This is a genomic window from Pseudohalocynthiibacter sp. F2068, assembly GCF_023015645.1.
Taxonomy (GTDB): Bacteria; Pseudomonadota; Alphaproteobacteria; order Rhodobacterales; family Rhodobacteraceae; genus Pseudohalocynthiibacter; species Pseudohalocynthiibacter aestuariivivens.
Genome location: NZ_JALKAK010000007.1, coordinates 141537 through 161861, shown reverse-complemented (window position 1 = coordinate 161861; position 20325 = coordinate 141537). Strand labels below are relative to the sequence as shown.

Here is a 20325-nt window from a genome sequence, read left to right as displayed (position 1 = left end):
AGGCGTTTAAACTGTCAACGGGATTCGTCTCTAATTCCTGCGACGCGATAGCGGGTTGTCCATATCGGTCCGGAAAGATATTGAAGACAAGAGATTCAGACGCGGAGAAGACCCATGTCAAAACTAGTCACTATATACGGCGGTTCAGGTTTCGTCGGGCGCTACATTGCCAGACGTATGGCAAAGGAAGGGTGGCGTGTGCGTGTGGCAGTACGGCGTCCAAATGAAGCGATGCACGTGAAACCCTATGGAGTCGTCGGGCAGGTCGAACCGGTGTTCTGCAATATTCGTGATGACGCTTCTGTTCGGCTTGTGATGAAGGGCGCAGATGCAGTTGTAAATTGTGTTGGCATTCTGAATGAACTTGGCCGCAACAAATTTGACGCAGTTCAGCACGAAGGTGCAGAGCGTATCGCCCGTATCGCTGCCGAAGAAGGTGTTGAGGCGCTGGTGCATCTGTCAGCCATTGGCGCGGACAAAGAAAGCGACAGTGACTACAGTAAATCCAAGGCGCTGGGCGAAGAGGGTGTTTTGCAATACTTCCCTAACGCAATGATCTTGCGTCCGTCCGTCATTTTTGGTCAAGAGGATCAGTTCTTTAACCGTTTCGCCGCAATGACACGCTTTGGGCCTGTTCTGCCGCTTATCGGTGGAAATACAAAGTTTCAGCCGGTTTATGTTGACGATGTTGCACAGGCGGCCGTCAAAGGTGTTCTGGGCGAGGTGGAACCGGGCGTTTACGAACTTGGTGGTCCCGATGTGAATACGCTGCATGCGCTGATTGATCAAATGCTGGGGGTTATTCACCGTCGTCGCCTTGTGATCAACAAACCCTTCTTCGTCGGGACAATCATAGCAACTGTGTTTGACGCAATTCAGGGCGTTACGCTTGGCTTGATATCAAACGGTATCCTTACCCGCGACCAATTGAAGAATCTTCGCAGGGACAATGTTGTCTCTGAAGGGTCCAAAGGCTTTTCCGATCTCGGCATCCAGCCAACAGCGTTAGAGGCTGTGCTACCAGATTACTTGTGGCGGTTCCGCCCGTCTGGCCAGTATGAAGCGATCAAGGAGTCAGCAAAGAATTTGCGGACCTAGCTGTAAGCGATTCCCAGCAAGATCAGACCTAGCGCAACGCGGTAAATCACGTAGGGCGTAAAGCTGACGCTGCGCAACAATCGCATCATCAGGGATAGCGCGAAAAGCGCAGAGATAAACGCGAAGACAGCTGCAATGGCACCATCGCGTGCCATTGCAGCGTCGGCGTTCGCTACAACTTCGGCACCCAAAAGCACGCCAGATGCGATAATCGTCGGTATAGACATAAGCATCGCTAGTTTCGCGGCGTGTTCGCGCCCGTATCCCAAAGCACGGGCACCTGTGATTGTCGCGCCAGATCGTGACGTACCCGGGATAAGTGCAATAGCCTGCCATAACCCCATTATGATGGCGTCTTTGAGGGACCATTCCTGAGATGTTTTCCCGGATGGGCTACGTTGATCGACCCAGTAAAGAACTAGGCCGAAACCCAACATTGTCCAACCTATGACCGTGACAGAGCGCATGGCATCCGAAAGCCCGGTTAGCTTCAATATCAAGCCAAACAGAATTACAGGTAATGTTGCGATAACTAGCAAGAAGGCTAGTTGAGCGCCGGGCGTATCCACTTTGCCGCGCATCAGTCCGGGAATTCCCGAAAACCCCATCACTACGTCGCGCCAAAAATAAATCACGACGGCTGCAAGCGTTCCAACATGTACCGCGACATCGATTGTTTGTCCCTGATCCTGCAATCCAGTCAGTTTAGGTAGCAAAATAAGATGGCCGGAGGAAGAAACAGGTAAAAACTCGGTAATTCCCTGAATAACAGCCACCAAAAAGAGATGGAACAAAGACATGCGTGCGCCTCAATTGATTCGAGCCTCAACCTAACCAAAGGTTCTTGAATAGGAAGGGTGTTTTTATGTCAGCTACTATTCCCTAAATACAAAAGATACAGTGCTGATTTGCGCAAGAATCAGCCATGAGAGCGAAAATTTCCAAAATATGAGCAAGAAAACATTTATATAGGTCAGTAATAATGACTTTTATTTATTTTACTCAGCCGCTAAAAGGGCCGAGTCAGCGTTTCGCGGGGATTGTGATGACCAAAAATCAGATGCTTAAATTTGTCGATGTGGAGCGGGATATGCCTGCTAAACGTGACGCTGGTCTCAGGAACAAAGATTTTCACGAGATTTACGCAGAATTTGCAGATGCAAAAGCACAGGAACAAGCAAGCCGGTGCAGCCAGTGCGGTGTGCCTTATTGCCAAAGTCATTGTCCGCTACACAACAATATACCCGATTGGCTGCGGTTGACCGCCGAAGGCCGGTTGCAGGAAGCGTATGAAATTAGCCAGGCAACGAATACCTTCCCGGAAATCTGTGGTCGCATCTGCCCACAAGACCGGCTTTGTGAGGGAAATTGCGTTATTGAGCAATCCGGCCACGGGACTGTAACGATTGGTGCCGTTGAAAAATATATTACAGATACGGCGTGGGAAAAGGGTTGGGTAAAGCCGATCGTTCCCGCGCAGGAATACGATCAAAGCGTTGGTATCATCGGCGCGGGTCCCGGTGGTCTTGCTGCGGCGGATCATCTGCGCCGCCAAGGTGTGCAGGTCACGGTTTATGACCGCTATGATCGCGCAGGCGGGCTGCTGACCTATGGAATCCCAAGCTTCAAACTGGAAAAACCCGTTGTCATGCAACGCATTGAGCAACTGGAACAAGCGGGCGTTGAATTTGTACTGAATACCACAGTTGGCGAAGACATCTCATTCGACGCGATCCGGGGCAAACATGACGCGGTTCTGATCGCGACAGGCGTCTATAAAACAAGAGATTTGCAAGCCCCGGGGAGCGGTGCTGAAGGCCTCGTAAATGCGATCGATTACTTGACGGCAAGCAACAAAGTCAGTTTTGGCGATGATGTCCCAGAATTTGAAAGCGGCGAGTTGAATGCAGCCGGTAAGCGGGTTGTTGTTATCGGTGGCGGAGACACTGCGATGGATTGCGTACGCACCGCAGTTCGCCAAGGCGCGACCAGTGTTAAATGTCTGTACCGTCGCGACCGCGCGAATATGCCGGGATCACAACGCGAAGTTAAGAATGCAGAAGAAGAAGGCGTTGAATTCGTCTGGCTATCAGCACCCAAAGGATTCACTGGCGATCCGGTGGACGGCGTGATGATACAGAAAATGCGCCTTGGCGCGCCCGATGCAACCGGACGGCAAAGCCCCGAGTTGATCGAGGGTGAAGATTATATCGAGAAAGCTGATCTTGTGATCAAGGCACTGGGGTTTGAACCAGAAGACCTGCCTAAACTCTGGAACGAAGAGGCGCTGACGGTTACCCGTTGGGGTACCATCCGGGCTGATTTTCGCACTCACTCAACGGAGCTGCCCGGTGTCTACGCAGTGGGCGATATCGTACGTGGCGCGAGTCTTGTCGTCTGGGCAATTCGCGATGGATGCGAAGCCGCAGACAGTATTTTGAATTTTCTGGCACAGCCAGCGCAAGTAGCGGCGGAATAGGGTCGATATGCAGGGTCATTGTCTTTGTGGTGCGGTTCGCCTTTCCTTTGAGCCCAAACAACCAGAGTTACACGCCTGTCACTGTGAAATGTGCCGGCGTTGGACCGGATCGGCGTTTGTTGAGATTGATGCCAAACCTGGAAGCCTGACGTATGAGGGGCCGGTCAAATCTTTTGCTTCTTCTGATTGGGCAGAACGTGCGTGGTGTGACACCTGCGGCTCAACGCTTTGGTACCGTCTGACGCTACCTGGACACGACCACTATTCCATCGCAGCTGGTTTGGTTGATGACGCTGGTGGCTTGGAGCTGACGAAAGAGATTTACATCGACGTAAAACCGGCTGGCTATTCCTTTGCCGGGGAACACGAACTGAAAACCAAGGCGGAAGTAGAGGCAATGTTCGCCTCCTTCCCGGAAGGAGCCAAAGAATGACCAAATATGATGCAAGCTGGGTCGCTGCCGAAGAAGAGAAAAGAGCCTATCTAGCGGAAAACGGGCTCTATAACCCAACCGAGGAGCATTCATCCTGCGGTGTAGGTCTGGTGGTTTCTGTTGACGGTAAACCCAGTCGCGGTGTGGTTGACGCAGGTATTGCCGCCCTTCGTGCAATCTGGCACCGGGGTGCTGTCGACGCTGACGGAAAAACCGGCGACGGCGCTGGCATCCATGTTCAAATTCCGGTTCCGTTTTTCTATGACCAGATCAAACGCACGGGGCACGAGCCGCGTCAGGAAGAACTGGTTGCTGTCGGGCAGGTTTTTTTGCCGCGCACAGATTTTGGCGCACAGGAAAAATGCCGCACAATTGTTGAGACCGAAGTTTTGCGTTTGGGCTATTCTATCTACGGCTGGCGGCACGTTCCGGTCGATGTGACCTGCCTTGGTGAAAAAGCAAACGCGACCCGACCAGAAATTGAACAAATCCTGATTTCCAATTCAAAGGGTGTCGACGAAGACACCTACGAACGTGAACTCTACGTAATTCGCCGCCGGATTGAAAAGGCGGCAATCGCTGCTCAGGTCTCTGGCCTATACATAGCATCTCTAAGCTGCCGGTCGATCATTTACAAAGGTATGATGCTGGCAGAGCAGGTTGCGGTTTTTTACCCTGATCTTATGGATCCAAGGTTCAAATCCGCCTTTGCAATCTATCACCAGCGTTATTCGACAAATACCTTCCCGCAGTGGTGGTTGGCTCAACCGTTCCGGATGCTTGCACACAACGGCGAGATCAACACGCTGAAGGGCAATATGAATTGGATGAAAAGCCATGAAATAAGGATGGCGAGTGCGTCTTTTGGTGATCGTGCAGAAGATATCAAGCCAATCGTTGCGCAAGGGGCATCGGATTCTGCAGCACTTGACGGTGTATTCGAGGTTTTGGTGCGCGCTGGACGATCTGCGCCAATGGCAAAAACAATGCTGATCCCGGAAAGCTGGTCCAAGCAGGCGGTGGAGTTACCGCAGCCATGGCGCGATATGTATTCCTATTGCAACTCTGTGATGGAGCCCTGGGATGGCCCAGCTGCTCTTGCCATGACAGACGGGCGCTGGGTATGCGCCGGGCTTGACCGGAATGGCCTGCGGCCAATGCGATACGTCGTAACGGGTGATGGGCTGCTGATTGCCGGATCTGAGGCCGGAATGGTGCCGATTGACGAAGCGACCGTTGTACACAAAGGCGCGCTGGGACCTGGACAAATGATCGCTGTCGATATGGCCGAAGGACGCCTGTATCGCGACAAAGAACTGAAGGACAAGCTTGCCTCGAACCAGCCGTTTGGTGAATGGGTTGGCAAGATCGTCGATATGGAAGAAACGCTCTCTCAGATCACCGAAACATCGGTTTTCAGTGGTCCAGAGTTGCGTAAACGCCAGATTGCAGCGGGCTACAGCATTGAAGAGCTGGAACAAATTCTGGCACCAATGGCTGAGGATGGCAAAGAAGCGCTGGCGAGCATGGGGGATGACACACCCTCGGCTGTTCTGAGCAAGAAGTATCGCCCTTTGAGCCACTTCTTTCGCCAGAACTTTAGTCAGGTCACGAACCCGCCGATTGACAGTTTGCGCGAATTCCGGGTGATGAGCCTTAAGACAAGGTTTGGCAACCTCAAGAACGTGCTGGACGAAGACAGCAGTCAGACGGAAATTTTGGTTTTGGAAAGCCCATTTGTTGGGAACGCGCAGTTCGAGCTCATGAAGGGCGAATTCAACGCTGCAATGACCGAAATTGATTGCACCTTCCCGGCCGGGCAGGATTCCGACGCTTTGCGGCGAGCGCTGGAAAACATACGCGCAGAGGCTGAAGATGCCGTACGTTCGGGTGCCGGGCACATCGTGCTGACAGATCAGCATCAGAGTGAAGACCGCGTTGCCATGCCAATGATCCTGGCAACAAGTGCTGTGCATAGCTGGCTGACACGCAAAGGTTTGCGCACGTTTACGTCCATCAATGTGCGCTCAGCCGAATGTATTGACGCGCATTATTTCGCGGTTCTGATTGGTTGTGGTGCGACAACGGTAAACGCTTATCTGGCCGAGGATTCGCTGGCTGACCGTATAGAGCGCGGCCTTTTGGAAGGAACCCTGACAGAAGCTGTGGCACGCTACCGCGCCGCGATTGATCAGGGGCTTCTAAAGATCATGGCAAAGATGGGGATTTCGGTGATTTCCAGCTATCGTGGCGGTCTTAATTTTGAGGCAGTCGGTCTGTCGCGCGCAATGTGTGCCGAGTATTTCCCGGGCATGATTAGCCGAATTTCAGGCATTGGTGTCAGCGGGATCCAGAAAAAACTGACAGATGTGCATCAGCTTGGTTGGCTTGGGGGCAGTGATGTTCTGCCGATTGGTGGCTTTTACAAGGCGCGTCATTCCGGCGAAACACACGCGTGGGAAGCGCAGTCAATGCATATGCTGCAGGCGGCCTGTACGCGCGCGTCTTACGAGATGTGGAAGCAGTATTCTGCCAGGATGCGGAGCAACCCGCCAATTCACCTGCGTGACCTTCTGGATATTAAACCTTTGGGCAAACCTGTGCCGATTGAAGAGGTGGAAAGCATCACCTCGATCCGCAAACGGTTTGTGACACCGGGCATGTCGCTGGGCGCCCTGAGCCCAGAGGCACATAAGACACTGAACGTGGCAATGAACCGGATCGGAGCCAAGTCAGATAGCGGTGAGGGTGGTGAAGACCCGGCGCATTTTGTGCCGGAACCAAATGGTGACAACCCGTCCGCGAAAATTAAACAGGTCGCATCGGGCAGGTTTGGTGTGACGGCGGAATATCTGAACCAATGCGAAGAGTTGGAAATCAAGGTCGCACAGGGCGCTAAACCCGGCGAAGGCGGTCAGTTGCCCGGCATGAAGGTGACTGACCTGATAGCGCGGTTGCGGCATTCGACCAAGGGGGTGACGCTGATCTCCCCTCCGCCGCATCATGACATCTATTCAATCGAAGATCTTGCTCAGCTCATTTATGATCTGAAGCAAATTAATCCGCGCTGCAAAGTGACGGTAAAACTGGTGGCGTCTTCGGGCGTAGGTACCATTGCGGCCGGGGTGGCTAAGGCGAAGGCCGATATCATCCTGATCTCCGGCCACAATGGTGGTACAGGGGCGTCACCAGCGACATCTATTAAATATGCAGGCCTACCATGGGAAATGGGTCTGACCGAGGCGCATCAGGTGCTCAGCATGAACAACCTGCGCGAGCGGGTGACATTGCGTACCGATGGTGGGCTTCGCACAGGACGCGACATTGTAATGGCAGCAATGCTTGGGGCCGAAGAATACGGTATCGGCACCGCCGCGCTGATTGCGATGGGCTGTATTATGGTGCGCCAGTGTCAAAGCAACACCTGCCCCGTTGGGGTTTGCACCCAAGACGAAAACCTGCGGGCAAAATTTACCGGCAGTGCCGATAAAGTTGTGAACCTGATCACCTTCTACGCAACCGAGGTTCGGGAGCTATTGGCGAGCATTGGTGCACGGTCTATCGATGATGTGATCGGTCGGGCGGATTTGCTAACGCAGGTTTCACGTGGCTCTGCCCACCTTGATGATCTTGACCTGAACCCGTTGCTAATTACCGTCGATGGGGCGGATCAGATCACCTATGACCGGGACAAGCCTCGCAACGAGGTGCCGGACACGCTCGATTCCGAAATCGTGAAAGACGCGGCGCGGTTCCTGAACGACGGCGAAAAGATGCAACTATCCTATGCGGTGCAAAACACGCTGCGTTCCGTTGGAACGCGTGTCAGCAGCCATATCGTTTCGAAGTTCGGGATGCGTAACAGTTTGCAACCCGACCACCTTACAGTCAAATTAACCGGTTCTGCAGGTCAGGCACTGGGCGCATTTGCAGCTCCGGGCCTTAAGATCGAAGTGTCGGGCGACGCCAACGACTACGTTGGCAAGGGGCTTTCAGGTGGTATGATTGTCGTCCGTCCACCGATGGCGTCACCATTGGTTGCATCGGAGAACACGATCATCGGCAACACGGTGCTTTATGGTGCAACAGACGGGTATCTGTTTGCCGCAGGTCGTGCGGGTGAACGGTTTGCTGTGCGGAACTCTGGCGCAAAAGTTGTGATCGAAGGCTGCGGATCAAACGGCTGCGAATACATGACAGGCGGGGTTGCTGTGATCCTCGGGTCAATTGGCGCTAACTTTGGTGCGGGCATGACCGGCGGGATGGCCTATCTTTATGATCCTGATGGAAGCGTCGATGCGCTGATGAACGTGGAAACGCTTGTGACGTGTCCCGTGACAGTTGCCCATTGGGAGGCAGAACTGAAAGGCTTGATAGAACGCCACTACGAAGAAACAGGTAGCCGAAAGGCCGAAGACATTCTGCAACACTGGGATCTGGAGCGTGACAATTTCCTGCAGGTTTGCCCGAAGGAGATGCTAGTGCATCTGCCAGCCCCACTAGGTGTCGAAGTGGGTGCCGCACGCGCGTGAACTAAGCTCGTTTAAGGTTAGTGAGACATAACTCCCGGCAATGAATTTATTGCCGGGAGTTTTTTGTGAGCTTGCAGATTGGCACCGAAATCAAGCCTGCAGGTGCCAAATTTTTTCCTGACAATGCAAATTTGATCTTGATTTATTTTTAAAACAGGCTAATTACCTCGACATCTAATAACTTGATATAAAGATACTTTGCAAGAAGACACTTGAAATGCGGCGCAAAGCTGTAGCACATACGAAGGAGAATGAAATGAAAATGGAACGCATATCAGAAAATCCCGTAAACACGATCTTTCTGGAGCGGTGGTCACCAAGAGCGTATGACGCAACCCCGATGCCTGAACACGATTTATTAACGATACTAGAAGCCGCGCGATGGGCGCCGTCTGCGTTCAATGTACAACCTTGGCGATTTGTTTACGCACACCGAGGCGATGCACACTGGCAGCGTTTTCTGAGCTTGCTTGACGACTTCAACAGGAGTTGGGCCCAACATGCCTCTGCTTTGGTATTTGTTTTGTCTGATACTGTTATGCCCGGAGACGGGGACCGCGTGGCAAAAGTTTCCCGGACAAACAGTTTTGATGCGGGTGCTGCTTGGGCACAGCTCGCGCTCCAGACAACTTTGCTGGGTTATCAGGCGCACGCTATGGCAGGAATTAATTTTGAAGCGGTCAGAAAGGCGCTCTCAGCACCCAAACAATACAAAGTCGAAATTGCCGTAGCGGTTGGAACCCGCGCGGACCGGTCAAACTTGCCGATTGAATTGCAAGAACGTGAGCAACCCAGCCAACGGTTTTCTTTGGATGAAATAGCGTTTGCCGGATCGTTCCTAAAAGGAGAGGCGTGATCATAGCTCTTTTTGATCAGAACCTTCTACATTTTAAAACGGTTTTTCGCGAACGCTTGATGCGGCACGTTCAAGGGGCAAACTGAAAAAACGGGTAGTAAAAAAATGATACCCTTCAAAGCAACTTTTCCATATGCACGCGAAGATGCGCATCTTCGCCGTGATCAGGCAGCGCTTTGTGGGTTTCTCGGAATCCGAAATGTTTGTAGAGGCGCAACAGGTCCAGCATAATTTCCCCGGTGTGAAGTGTTAGTCGGGTTGCGCCTTCGTTCCTTGCCAAGGTTTCGATTTCTTTCAGCATCCATTTTCCGATGCCTTTACCTTGCCGCTCCGGACGTACCGCAATTTGGTTGATCGAGAGCAGGTCATCTTTGCGGGTTGCCGTAACAGCAGCGACAATTTCGTTTTTTTGAATGCCAACAAATACCGTCTCATTCGCGATGGCCTCTTTGAGCCAAGGGTAGGGTCCGGCTGTCGCGCTGTTTCGTAATTTTTGAACATATGTGGTGAAAGCGCTTTCCATGAGTTGATAGATTGCGTCATGTTCAGCAGCGCGAACGATTTTAAAGCTTAGCATTTCATATCTGCCTTTCAAAAAAACGGGTTACGCGATGCCTATACGTATTTCAATGTATTCTCGTTAGACGCCGATCTGGTTGGTAGCTTCTTTTGACGATTGCGTGTTTTTCGATAATGCCGCTAAGCTCGCAGAGTGAAACCTTACCAAACGGGAGACGTTGATGAGCCACGGATATGAAAGCGGTCGTTTGAACCTGCCCTTTGTTGGCATCTCAACTTTTGGGAAAAGCCCGTATCAGCCGGATTGGGATGCGATTGACGCTGACATCGCAATTCTAGGTGCACCGTATGATTTCGGGACACAGTGGCGACCCGGCGCGCGGTTTGGCCCACGCGCAATCCGCGAGGCATCGACCCTGTTTTCCTTTGGTCATGCGGGTGCCTATGACTTTGAGGATGATGAGACATACCTTGATGGTGTGCGCATGGTGGATCTGGGCGATGCAGATATCATCCATACCAATACAGAAAAAAGTCACGCGAATATCGAATACGGTGTGCGTAAAATTCTGGCGGCGGGCGCACTGCCTGTTGTGATGGGCGGTGATCATTCGATTAACATTCCATGTGTGAACGCCTTTTCCAATCATGGGCCGATCCACATTGTTCAGATTGATGCGCATCTTGATTTTGTCGATGAACGTCACGGCGTGCGGTTTGGGCACGGTAACCCCATGCGCCGTGCTGCGGAAAAGGATTATGTGACAGGGTTGTCGCAGGTCGGTATTCGCAACGTGTCATCAACAGCGAAAGAAGGATACGAAGACGCCCGTAAGATGGGATCAGACATTTTGTCTGTGCGCCAGTTTCGCAAGATGGGTGTCGAGGCCACGCTTGCACGTGTGCCCGAAGGTGTCGACTACTACCTGACAATTGATATCGACGGGTTTGACCCCTCTATCGCGCCGGGTACGGGCACACCCAGCCATGGCGGGTTCCTTTACTATGAAATGCTGGAGTTCATCGACGGGTTAACCAAACGTGGTCGTATCGTCGGCATTGATCTGGTCGAAGTTGCGCCCGATTATGACCACACCGGGACGACAGCGATACTCGCAGCGCAGGTTCTGTTGAATGCAATCGGGCGCATCATGCTGCGCTAGTCATCCGCGTTTTTTCAGCGTGCGAAAATCAAAGGCGGTTTCAAATTTTGTCGGGTCCTGCCCATCGCCAAATATTTTGTGTTTTTGAATTTTTTGGGTCCCTGTCACAGGCAGTTCATCGACAAACACGATCCAACCGGGTGATTTGTAGTAGGTAAGCCGTTCAAAGGCGTAGTCAAAGATATGTCGGGCCTGTTTTTCGGATTTGGCGCGGTCGTTCAGAACGATGCAGGCCATGACTTCTTCGTCACGCAGATCATCTTCGACCGCAATCACGGCAACTTGCGCGACATTCGCGTGATCCTGGAGGCAGGCTTCAACTTCGGCGGCGGCGATGTTTTCACCAGAGCGGCGGATTATGTTTTTCTGCCGGTCAACGAAGTAGACCATGCCGCTCTCGTCCTGTGTGACCGTGTCACCGGTATGAAACCAACCGCCACGCCATGCGTCTTCGGTTGCATCGGGGTGGTTTAAGTAGCCAGAGAACGCGCCACGCCGCGGCGTTTCTTTGGAGTGGCGCAACACCATTTCGCCGGGCTGGCCTCTTGGAACTTCAGCATCATTGCTGTCAACGACTTTCACGTCCAACCCCGGTCTCGGTCGCCCGATGGCGCGGGTATCTATCTGACGTGGCTCATGGCAATTGGCGAGAATGCGGCACATTTCTGTCATTCCCCAAACCTCTATCAGCGGGAACCCAAAGCGGTCTTCAAACGCGCCATGCAGGGTGGGTTCCACCCCGGCACCAACCGCCCATTTTACTGAATGGGTCTTGTCCCATTCGCCTTCTGGTTCATTCATCAGAACGGGAATAATAATGCCAAGATAATGGGCAACGGTGGCGTGCATTTTGGTTATTTCACGCCACCAGGCGGTTCGACGAAACCTTTCCGGAATAATCTGGCAACTGCCGGTGGACATCACCGCGAAGAACAACAGGATTGCGGCATTCACATGAAACAACGGGAGCGGGCAGTAAACACGCTCTGTTCCGGGTTCAAACGCAATTCTACCGCCACAGTTTGCGTACTCGTGACCCATCATCAACTCGTACTCATGACCCATAATGCAACCTTTGGGTCGACCGGTGGTTCCTGAAGTGTAGATCAAACTGGCTTCGGTCTGGGGGTGAGGTTCTGACTCATAAGGTGCTGGGCGGGGCGCCTTGGTAAAACCCTGACCAAGCAGGCTTATCTCAATTTCTCTGCCACTTTCTGTGATCGCTTCTTTTATCTGGCCAGCAAGCTCCGGTGCCGTCACGATAAGATCCGCATTGGAATCTTGCAAAAGATATGCGGTTTCAGAGGCGCGGTAATCCGGATTGATTGGCACCCATGAAATACCAAGCGTATTAAGCGCCAGTTTCAGCAACAACATTTCCGGTCGGTTTTCCAGAAGTACGGCGACCCTGTGCCCGTGGCCGTAGCCCGCCATGCGTAAACCGGTTACATAGGCTTCTACATGCCGCCCTGCCTGTGTGTAAGTCACCTCGTACCCACCAGAGTGGTAGGCGCGCTCCGGATCACGAGGCACCGCTAAAAACGGATTATCACCGTGTCGTTTAACCATTTCCCGGAAATAGCGGCCAATCGTTTCATCGGTTTTTTGGGTCATGATTTTCTTCTGACAGGGTGCGGAGTTTTCACCCCTGAGCGATATCTTACAGTGAATTTATTTGGTGTTCACCCTCAAGATCAATTCATTTTGCACGTTAGACAAGATCATTCCTGAGCCCGAAGAACCTGCGCAGGCCGCGCGGCAAGTGGTCGCCACGAGAAGATAAGCCCGGCCACAAGGGTCGCCAGAATTCCGCCAAGAATAACTGCTAGAGCAGAGACTGGTTCAAAGCTGTAATCTGTTTCCATCACAAAGCGCGTGACACCCCACCCGGCAAGTGCCCCGGCACCAACCGCAACGCCGCCCGCAGCGAACCCAAGAAGCGCCGAGCGAAGTGCGAAATTTGCAAGAATGGACCGGCGTGAAGCCCCCAAAGTCTTGAGGATCGCAGCCTCGTAAGTCCGTGCACGTTCGCCCGCAGTCGCGGCTCCAATCAGAACTATGCCCCCAGTGATCAGCGTGGCGAGCGCGCCATAAGTAACTGCAGCCGCGATGCCCTCTAAAACGTCGCTGACCCGTTGAACCGCGTCCCGTACCCGAATGGCAGTAACATTCGGATAAGTGTTTGCGAGGTCGCGCAAAATTACGCCCTCTGACGCCTGATCAGCATAGATTGTTGCAATATGTGTATGCGGAGCGCCTTGTAATGCAGCCGGGTTCATCGACAAAACAAAGCCAATCCCAGCGGTGGAAAAGTCAACTTCCCGGAGACTGGTAATGTCCGCAGTGATATCGCGGCCCAAGACGTTGATGGTCAGTGTATCACCAAGCCTCAGACCAAGTTCGTCAGCCTCTTCCGCCGCAAAGCTGATTTGGGGCGTGCCGTTGTAATCCGCTGGCCACCATTCACCTGCGGTAACAGTTGCCTTTTCGGGTGGTTCTGCAGAATAAGTTAAACCACGGTCTCCGTTTAAAACCCAGTGATCGCCCCCAACCTCGCGTGCTGGCAGCCCATTAATCTCTGTAATGACGCCGCGCAGCATTGGTGCGCTTTCAAAGTTCGAGACAGCGGGGTTCTCGAGCAAGCCATGACGGAGTTCGGCAAGCTGGTCGTTCTGAATATCGACAACGAAATAGGAAGGCGCAACATCTGGTAAATCGCGGGCGATGGCACTGCGCAGGTTCCAGTCGATCTGCCCGACAGCAGCGAGCACCGACAGTCCAAGCCCCAGCGACAGCACGACAGAAGTTGTCTCCCCTCCGGGCCCACCAACAGCACCAAGCGCCATTCGAAGAGTCGTGCGTCCACGAAGCGCCCGCATACGCGCCAGCCTTCGTGCAATTTGTCGCGTCAGGGCAGCCATTATGACGAGCGCCACAAAGGCCGCAAGAATGCCACCTAACGCCCACAGGGTCAGCTTGAACTGGCCCGAAAACGCAACCGCTGATCCAACGAGCAGGGCAAAGAACCCGGCCGTTACAAAAAGCCAGAGCGGACGAGGCCAGCCCGTCAACCGGCCTGATGCTTCGCGAAACAGGGCTGCAGCGCGCAGCTTTTCAACCCGTGCCAATGGCCAGAGTGTGAAGAGCGCGGCTGTCAAAAACCCATAAAGTGCGGCCTCTACTAAAGGCATTGGGTATACGCCAAAGGCGGTTGGGATTGGCAGGCGTGCGGAAATGATCGGAGCAAAAACCAGCGGGGCGATGACCCCAATCGCAAGGCCAATCAGAACACCCAGCAGTGTCAGTACACCAATCTGAATGAAGTACACCTGAAAGACCGTTCGGCTTTCTGCTCCCAGCGTCTTTAGCGTGGCGATCACGGCTGTTTTCTGATCAAGATACGCCCGAACGGCGGCGGAAACACCAACACCCCCGACCGCCAGACCGGACAGGCCGACAAGCACCAGAAAGGCTGAGAGACGTTCAACAAAACGGCTGATCCCCGGGGCTCCATTACGTCTGTCGTGCCACCGAAACCCTGACCCTTCAAGCGCACGGGCCGCTTCCGTGTTCAGCGTCGTAAGGTTGGTTTCGGGATCAAGCCTGAGTCGATATTCCGATTCAAACAACGTACCCGGTTGTAAAAGCCCAGATTGAGACAGGGACTCTGCCAGAACCAATGTGCGCGGTCCAAGCGTGAAACCTGCCGTGGTACTGTCAGGTTCGCGCGTAAGCTCTGCCATCAGAATATAGTCCTGCAGTCCAAGGCGAAACACGTCGCCAGGACGAACGGTAAGGCGGTCCATCAGAACCGGGTCCATGACGGCGCCAGGGATGCCATTCTTCCCGGCGAAGGCCTGTTCAAGCGGCATTTCGGGCGACAGTTCCACTGCGCCGTAAATCGGATAAAGATCGTCAACACCCTTGACCTGCGTCAGCCCGCGTTCGGTTGTTCCATTTCGTTCAACCACAGCCATAGAGCGGAAATCAACGATCTCTGAGACGTCCTCGGCAGCGCTTTGCATCCAGTCACGTTCCGCAGGGTTTGCAAACCGGTAAGTGAATTCAAGTGATACATCGCCGCCCAGCATCGCCGCACCCTCGCGTTCCAGGCCCGCCTCTATACTATCGCGCACTGTTCCGATCGCGGCAATTGCCCCAACGCCAAGCGCAAGGCAGGCCAGAAAAACCCGAAACCCTTTGATCCCGCCGCGTAGTTCACGCCGGGCGATACGCGCTGCCACAGAAAGGCTCATTCTGCGGCCTTCGCTGTATCAGAGGTGTCGATGACGCCGTCACGCAAACGAACAACCCGGTTACATCTGGCAGCAAGAGAGCGTGAATGGGTCACAAGAATCAACGTGGTTCCGTGACGTTTCCGCAGGTCAAACAAAAGGTCCATGATTGTGTTGCCGGTTGTTTCGTCAAGATTGCCAGTCGGCTCGTCCGCTAACAGTATGTCAGGGTGCGAGGCGGCCGCGCGCGCAAGCGCAACGCGCTGCTGTTCGCCACCGGACATTTGTGAAGGGTAATGCCCGGCACGATCAGCCAGACCAACGGCAGCTAATTCTGCCTCCGCTAGTTGAAAGGCATCCTTTTTTCCAGCTAGTTCCAAGGGTGTTGCAACGTTTTCAAGGGCTGTCATTGTTGCAATGAGGTGGAAGGATTGAAAAACAACCCCCATATGTTGTCGACGAAAGCGGGCAAGCGCATCTTCACCCAGTGCTGTGAAGTCGTGGCCAAACACGTTAACCTTACCACTTGTGGCGCGTTCCAGACCGCCCATAATCATGAGGAGCGAAGATTTGCCCGAACCCGATGGTCCGATAAGCCCGATCGAGTCGCCCCGCGCAACATCAAGTGTAATACCGTTCAGAATATCGACCCGCCCGGCGTTACTGTCTAAAGACAGATACACATCGGCCAAGGACAGGATTGTCTCGGTCATTTCTGGTGTCCTCTTGCTTTGGGCCTCTCTGGTATATGGGCTGCGAAGTGCCGCCCGCAACCTTGGACTGCTATTGATTCTGCCAACAGCAGGATTTGCCGAGCCGATAACCATAGCAGCACTGGGAGATAGCCTAACACAAGGCTACGGGTTGAAGCAGGAACAAGGCTTTGTCCCACAGCTTGAAATCTGGCTTCGTCAGAATGGTGCGGATGTTGAGGTGTTGAATGCCGGCGTGTCAGGCGATACAACGGCGGGTGGTCTGGCGCGTATCGGCTGGACGCTGACGGATGACGTTGATGCGGTGATTGTTGCGCTTGGTGCCAACGATCTGCTGCGCGGTCTGGATCCTGCATTGACCAAAAGTAATCTTGACGAGATTCTAGCCCAGATTACGGCGCGCGATTTACCCGCGATGTTAGTCGGCCTGAAGGCACCGGGGAATTATGGACCAGATTATCAGAAATCCTTTGATGCGATCTATCCGGAGCTCGCAGAAAAATACGACGCGGTGTTGCAGGAAGATTTCTTAGCGGGTTTGCGCGTTTTGGACGATCCGGACGCGACGCGCCAAATTTATATGCAAGCCGATGCGATCCACCCAAATGCTGAGGGTGTATCGCTTATCGTGGAGGCACTGGGACCTGCAGTTTTACAGCTTGTGGATCGGACAAAAGAGAAGTCAGCATCAATGAACTAAACGCATGAAATGCAGCGCTGACTCAAGTCAAATCGACAAAATTCAAAGTAGTCTGTGAATTGCGACATTCTCGGTCTTGACCCCAAGCTGATTAGCGTGGCTAAGGTGGGGCGTGGCAAAGAGAGCAAAAACCAAACCCGCAAGAAAGACGCCGTCGGGGCAAAAAAAGGCGGCGAAACGAAAATGGTTTCGCTCGTACCGCTTGATATTGAAGTGGGGGTCTCGGGCTATGCTGGCAATGGTTGGAATCGCTTTCCTAATGGTTGTTCTATATGCACTCGTGAACCCGCCCACGACGTATTTCATGTGGTCCGAGGGGCGCAGGCTGGACAGTGTGAAACAGGAATGGGTCTCTTACGAGGATATTCCTTCACATGTTGTCAGGTCTGTTGTAGCGGCGGAAGACGCCAATTTCTGCCAACACTGGGGTTTTGATATGCGAGCGATCCGCGCCGCACTGGCAGAGGGCAGCCGTCGGGGCGCATCAACGATTTCGCAGCAGACTGTCAAAAATGCGTATCTTTGGCACGGGCGCAGCTGGCTCAGAAAAGCGATGGAAGCGATGCTAACCCCAATGGTCGAAGCGGTCTGGTCAAAGCAGCGGATTCTTGAGGTATATCTGAACATTGCTGAATTCGGTGAAGGGGTGTTTGGTGTCGAGGCAGCGGCGCAGCACTATTTCCGGGTTGGTGCAAAAGATCTGACAACGGTGCAGGCCGCACGGCTTGCCGCAGTTCTGCCAAGTCCGAAGACAAGGTCTGCCTCAAATCCGTCGTCTTCAACCCGACGGCGTGCCGCAGCAATTATGGACGGGGCCGCAACCATCCGCGCAGATGGGCGGTCAGCATGTTTCGATGGTTGAATTGTTTGACGGTTAACGGCAATTAGAGTGAAACCAAATGAGTGATTTGAAGATGAATCGATTGTACCATGTTCCGTTATCGCCTTTCTGTCGCAAGGTCCGTCTGGTTCTTGCCGAGAAGAAGATCGAGGTCGATCTGGTTGAGGAACGGTATTGGGAACAAGATGCAGATTTCTTGCGCCGCAACCCGGCTGGGAAAGTGCCTGTCCTGAAAATGGACGGTTTGATGATGAGCGAAAGCACGCCCATCTGTGAATACATCGAAGAGAAACACCCAACACCACCTTTGTTGCCCAAATCAGCAACCGAAAGATTCGAAACCCGCCGACTTGTTTCGTGGTTTGATGACAAGTTTCATAGCGAGGTAACCTCGAAACTGCTTTACGAAAGGGTGAACAAGAAGGTCACCGGAGAGGGGTACCCGGATAGCAAAAATGTCAAAGCCGGTGCAAAAGCAATCAAGTATCACCTCGACTACATGGCCTGGTTGCTGGATCAGCGGCGCTGGCTTGCTGGCAACGAAATGACACTTGCTGATTTTGCAGCCGCCGCGCATCTTTCTGCGCTTGATTATATCAGCGATGTTGATTGGAATCGCAGTGACGTTGTGAAGGACTGGTACGCCAAAATCAAATCGCGGCCAGCGTTCAGGTCAGTGCTCGCAGATCAGATTCCGGGCTTTCTGCCGCCGCCCCATTATGCGGATCTGGATTTTTGAACGTTGCGCTGAAAGCAGCGCTTACCCGGACAGCCCTTGAAGAAGGGTTTGCGAAAATTGGGATTTGCAGGCCGGGGGATGTGCCTGAAATAGCGTCACGGCTGGAAACCTTTGTGGCGTCGGGCCGACACGGGCAGATGGGATGGATGGCCGAACGGATGCATTGGCGCGGAAATCCCGCCGCGCTTTGGCCCGAGGCACGTTCCGTGATCATGCTGGCAGAACCTTATACGCCAGCGCATGACCCACTGGACATTCTTGACCAGCCAGATCGGGCCGCGATTTCTGTTTACGCACAAAACCGGGACTACCACGACATTGTCAAAAAGCGGCTAAAGCGGGTAGGGCGCTGGCTTTTGGAACAAACACCGGATGCAGCGATCAAGGTGTTTGTTGATACGGCACCTGTGATGGAAAAGCCTTTGGCAGAGGCGGCGGGTTTAGGCTGGCAAGGAAAGCACACAAACCTGCTGTCGCGTGACTTGGGCAGTTGGTTTTTTTTGGGGGCAATTTTCACGACAGTAGAGCTGCCAACCGATGAAAGAGAACAGGAAAACTGCGGTTCATGCCGTGCCTGTCTTGATATTTGCCCGACAGGGGCCTTCCCGGCGCCAAATCAATTGGATGCGCGGCGCTGCATTTCTTATCTTACAATCGAACATCATGGCCCGGTGGATGAAGAACTACGCCCACTTATGGGCAATCGGATCTATGGCTGTGATGATTGCCTCGCGATTTGCCCGTGGAACAAGTTTGCGCAAAAGGCGACAGAAACACGCTACGCCGCGCGACCTGAACTGGTGTCAGCAAAGCTGGAAGAACTTGTCAAGCTGGACGACGCGGCATTCAGGGCGTTGTTTTCAGGCTCACCGATCAAGCGGATCGGACGGAACAGATTTGTTCGAAATGTGCTCTATGCAATCGGCAATTCCAACGACCGGAGATTGCAGCAATCAGCGATGGACATGTTGGATGATCCTGATCCGACGGTTTCAGATGCGGCGCGCTGGGCGGTTGCACAGTTGGACAATACAGGAAGTCAGCGATGAACCCGATCAAAGGCATCCTTCTGAAAATCTGTGCGGTGTTGCTGTTCATCACCATGTCGTCACTGATAAAGGCGGCTTCGGGTCGTGTGCCTGCGGGTGAAGTGGTTTTTTTTCGGTCGTTCTGCGCATTGCCAATCATTATCATTTGGTTGGCAGTGCGGCGTGATCTGCGAACGGGGCTGCGCGTGAAAAGTCCGCTTGGTCATTTCTGGCGTGGATTTGCCGGAACCATCGCAATGGGTAGTGGTTTTGCCGGGCTTGCCCTTTTACCATTGCCAGAGGTAACGGCTCTGGCCTACGCCGCCCCTTTGCTGACGGTTGTGTTTGCGGCGATGTTTCTGGGCGAAGAGGTGCGCGCCTTTCGTCTGTCAGCGGTCGCTTTAGGCCTCGTGGGTGTGCTGATCATATTGGGTCCAAGGCTGACGTTGCTGAATGATCCAGCAGGCGATGCAGGCGCTGCCGCGGGCGCGTTGCTTGTATTGATGGGTGCAGTTTGCGCTGCTCTGGCACAGATATACGTGCGAAAACTTGTTCAGAGCGAGCAAACCTCTGCAATTGTATTTTACTTTTCCATAACGTCGACGGTTCTTTCACTGCTCACAATTCCCTTTGGCTGGGTCGTGCCAACTGGGCAAGAGGCTACGCTTCTGATTACTGCCGGACTATTGGGAGGAGTGGGACAGATTTTCCTGACTTCTGCCTATCGGTTTGCCGATGCATCAGTTGTTGCACCGTTTGACTATGTCTCAATGATTTTTGCACTCGCGATTGGCTATTTCATCTTTGATGAAGTTCCAACGCATAGCATGCTGGCGGGTGCCGCGCTTATAGTTACTGCAGGAGTTATCATCATCTTGCGCGAACACAAGCTGGGGCTTGAAAGGGCGCAACAGCGAAAATCCACTACTCCGCAAGGCTGAATTTGGGGTCGTTGTACAATCGTGCTAGGATGATTCCATAACACGTAA

General features: G+C 53.3%; 16 protein-coding genes. 11 read left to right on the top strand and 5 right to left on the bottom strand.

What is annotated here, in order from left to right:
• Nucleotides 1-114: 114 nt before the first annotated feature.
• Nucleotides 115-1098, top strand: a complete 984-nt coding sequence (locus MWU63_RS10410) for a complex I NDUFA9 subunit family protein (protein WP_213887032.1) — start codon at nucleotides 115-117, stop codon at nucleotides 1096-1098.
• Here the strand turns inward: MWU63_RS10410 and MWU63_RS10405 are convergent.
• Nucleotides 1095-1898 carry an undecaprenyl-diphosphate phosphatase gene (locus MWU63_RS10405; protein ID WP_213887033.1) on the bottom strand — a complete coding sequence of 268 codons (804 nt, stop codon included), beginning with the start codon at nucleotides 1896-1898 and terminating at the stop codon, nucleotides 1095-1097. The two genes, MWU63_RS10410 and MWU63_RS10405, sit on opposite strands and share 4 nt — an antisense overlap.
• Before the next feature lie 245 nt (nucleotides 1899-2143).
• Here MWU63_RS10405 and MWU63_RS10400 point away from each other — a divergent pair, with 245 nt between their 5' ends.
• The 4 genes from MWU63_RS10400 (at nucleotide 2144) to MWU63_RS10385 (ending at nucleotide 9398) form a co-directional block, all read left to right on the top strand.
• On the top strand, nucleotides 2144-3577 hold the full coding sequence (locus tag MWU63_RS10400; protein WP_247077805.1) for an NAD(P)-dependent oxidoreductase: 1434 nt from the start codon (nucleotides 2144-2146) through the stop codon (nucleotides 3575-3577).
• 7 nt (nucleotides 3578-3584) lie between these two features.
• Nucleotides 3585-4010, top strand: a complete 426-nt coding sequence (locus MWU63_RS10395) for a GFA family protein (protein WP_213887035.1) — start codon at nucleotides 3585-3587, stop codon at nucleotides 4008-4010.
• On the top strand, nucleotides 4007-8542 hold the full coding sequence (gene gltB, locus MWU63_RS10390) for a glutamate synthase large subunit (protein ID WP_213887036.1): 4536 nt from the start codon (nucleotides 4007-4009) through the stop codon (nucleotides 8540-8542). The genes MWU63_RS10395 and gltB overlap by 4 nt, the downstream gene beginning before the upstream one ends.
• Before the next feature lie 256 nt (nucleotides 8543-8798).
• Nucleotides 8799-9398, top strand: a complete 600-nt coding sequence (locus MWU63_RS10385) for a nitroreductase family protein (protein ID WP_247077803.1) — start codon at nucleotides 8799-8801, stop codon at nucleotides 9396-9398.
• A gap of 115 nt (nucleotides 9399-9513) precedes the next feature.
• On the opposite strand, the gene MWU63_RS10380 is transcribed toward MWU63_RS10385, so the two are convergent.
• Nucleotides 9514-9975 carry a GNAT family N-acetyltransferase gene (locus MWU63_RS10380; RefSeq protein WP_213887038.1) on the bottom strand — a complete coding sequence of 154 codons (462 nt, stop codon included), beginning with the start codon at nucleotides 9973-9975 and terminating at the stop codon, nucleotides 9514-9516.
• 160 nt (nucleotides 9976-10135) lie between these two features.
• Between MWU63_RS10380 and speB the strand changes: the two genes are divergently transcribed.
• Nucleotides 10136-11080, top strand: a complete 945-nt coding sequence (speB, locus tag MWU63_RS10375; protein WP_213887039.1) for an agmatinase — start codon at nucleotides 10136-10138, stop codon at nucleotides 11078-11080.
• On the opposite strand, the gene MWU63_RS10370 is transcribed toward speB, so the two are convergent.
• The 3 genes from MWU63_RS10370 to MWU63_RS10360 all read right to left on the bottom strand — a co-directional run bounded on the left by MWU63_RS10370 (nucleotide 11081) and on the right by MWU63_RS10360 (nucleotide 16028).
• The gene (locus MWU63_RS10370) at nucleotides 11081-12694 is read right to left on the bottom strand and encodes an AMP-binding protein (RefSeq protein WP_247077801.1); all 1614 of its coding nucleotides are present in this window, start codon (nucleotides 12692-12694) and stop codon (nucleotides 11081-11083) included. It lies immediately after the preceding gene.
• Nucleotides 12695-12801: 107 nt separating this feature from the next.
• Entirely contained in the window at nucleotides 12802-15336 is a 2535-nt protein-coding gene (locus tag MWU63_RS10365; protein WP_247077799.1) for an FtsX-like permease family protein, read from the bottom strand.
• Complete coding sequence (locus tag MWU63_RS10360) at nucleotides 15333-16028, bottom strand: ABC transporter ATP-binding protein (RefSeq protein ID WP_247077797.1); 696 nt, start codon at nucleotides 16026-16028, stop codon at nucleotides 15333-15335. The genes MWU63_RS10365 and MWU63_RS10360 overlap by 4 nt, the downstream gene beginning before the upstream one ends.
• Nucleotides 16029-16107: 79 nt before the next feature.
• Between MWU63_RS10360 and MWU63_RS10355 the strand changes: the two genes are divergently transcribed.
• From MWU63_RS10355 to MWU63_RS10335, 5 genes are all read left to right on the top strand, one after another.
• Nucleotides 16108-16728, top strand: coding sequence for an arylesterase (locus MWU63_RS10355; RefSeq protein WP_246531583.1), 621 nt, complete (start codon nucleotides 16108-16110; stop codon nucleotides 16726-16728).
• A 229-nt stretch (nucleotides 16729-16957) separates the two neighbouring features.
• Entirely contained in the window at nucleotides 16958-17590 is a 633-nt protein-coding gene (gene mtgA / locus MWU63_RS10350) for a monofunctional biosynthetic peptidoglycan transglycosylase (protein ID WP_213887043.1), read from the top strand.
• Between the two features lie 52 nt (nucleotides 17591-17642).
• Entirely contained in the window at nucleotides 17643-18308 is a 666-nt protein-coding gene (locus tag MWU63_RS10345) for a glutathione S-transferase family protein (RefSeq protein WP_213887737.1), read from the top strand.
• On the top strand, nucleotides 18305-19357 hold the full coding sequence (gene queG, locus MWU63_RS10340; protein WP_213887044.1) for a tRNA epoxyqueuosine(34) reductase QueG: 1053 nt from the start codon (nucleotides 18305-18307) through the stop codon (nucleotides 19355-19357). Before MWU63_RS10345 ends, queG begins: the two co-directional genes overlap by 4 nt.
• Nucleotides 19354-20277: a DMT family transporter gene (locus MWU63_RS10335; protein WP_213887045.1), complete on the top strand. Its 924-nt coding sequence runs from the start codon at nucleotides 19354-19356 to the stop codon at nucleotides 20275-20277. Before queG ends, MWU63_RS10335 begins: the two co-directional genes overlap by 4 nt.
• Nucleotides 20278-20325 lie beyond the last annotated feature (48 nt).

Bases quoted from the DNA above. Each gene is read 5' to 3' on its own strand.
- mtgA (WP_213887043.1), top strand. From the start codon at position 16,958: ATGCTGGCAATGGTTGGAATCGCTTTCCTAATGGTTGTTCTATATGCA.
- MWU63_RS10360 (WP_247077797.1), bottom strand. From the start codon at position 16,028: ATGACCGAGACAATCCTGTCCTTGGCCGATGTGTATCTGTCTTTAGAC.
- MWU63_RS10405 (WP_213887033.1), bottom strand. From the start codon at position 1,898: ATGTCTTTGTTCCATCTCTTTTTGGTGGCTGTTATTCAGGGAATTACC.
- MWU63_RS10395 (WP_213887035.1), top strand. From the start codon at position 3,585: ATGCAGGGTCATTGTCTTTGTGGTGCGGTTCGCCTTTCCTTTGAGCCC.
- gltB (WP_213887036.1), top strand. From the start codon at position 4,007: ATGACCAAATATGATGCAAGCTGGGTCGCTGCCGAAGAAGAGAAAAGA.
- MWU63_RS10370 (WP_247077801.1), bottom strand. From the start codon at position 12,694: ATGACCCAAAAAACCGATGAAACGATTGGCCGCTATTTCCGGGAAATG.
- MWU63_RS10365 (WP_247077799.1), bottom strand. From the start codon at position 15,336: ATGAGCCTTTCTGTGGCAGCGCGTATCGCCCGGCGTGAACTACGCGGC.
- MWU63_RS10400 (WP_247077805.1), top strand. From the start codon at position 2,144: ATGACCAAAAATCAGATGCTTAAATTTGTCGATGTGGAGCGGGATATG.
- MWU63_RS10380 (WP_213887038.1), bottom strand. From the start codon at position 9,975: ATGCTAAGCTTTAAAATCGTTCGCGCTGCTGAACATGACGCAATCTAT.
- MWU63_RS10410 (WP_213887032.1), top strand. From the start codon at position 115: ATGTCAAAACTAGTCACTATATACGGCGGTTCAGGTTTCGTCGGGCGC.
- MWU63_RS10335 (WP_213887045.1), top strand. From the start codon at position 19,354: ATGAACCCGATCAAAGGCATCCTTCTGAAAATCTGTGCGGTGTTGCTG.
- MWU63_RS10345 (WP_213887737.1), top strand. From the start codon at position 17,643: ATGAATCGATTGTACCATGTTCCGTTATCGCCTTTCTGTCGCAAGGTC.
- MWU63_RS10385 (WP_247077803.1), top strand. From the start codon at position 8,799: ATGAAAATGGAACGCATATCAGAAAATCCCGTAAACACGATCTTTCTG.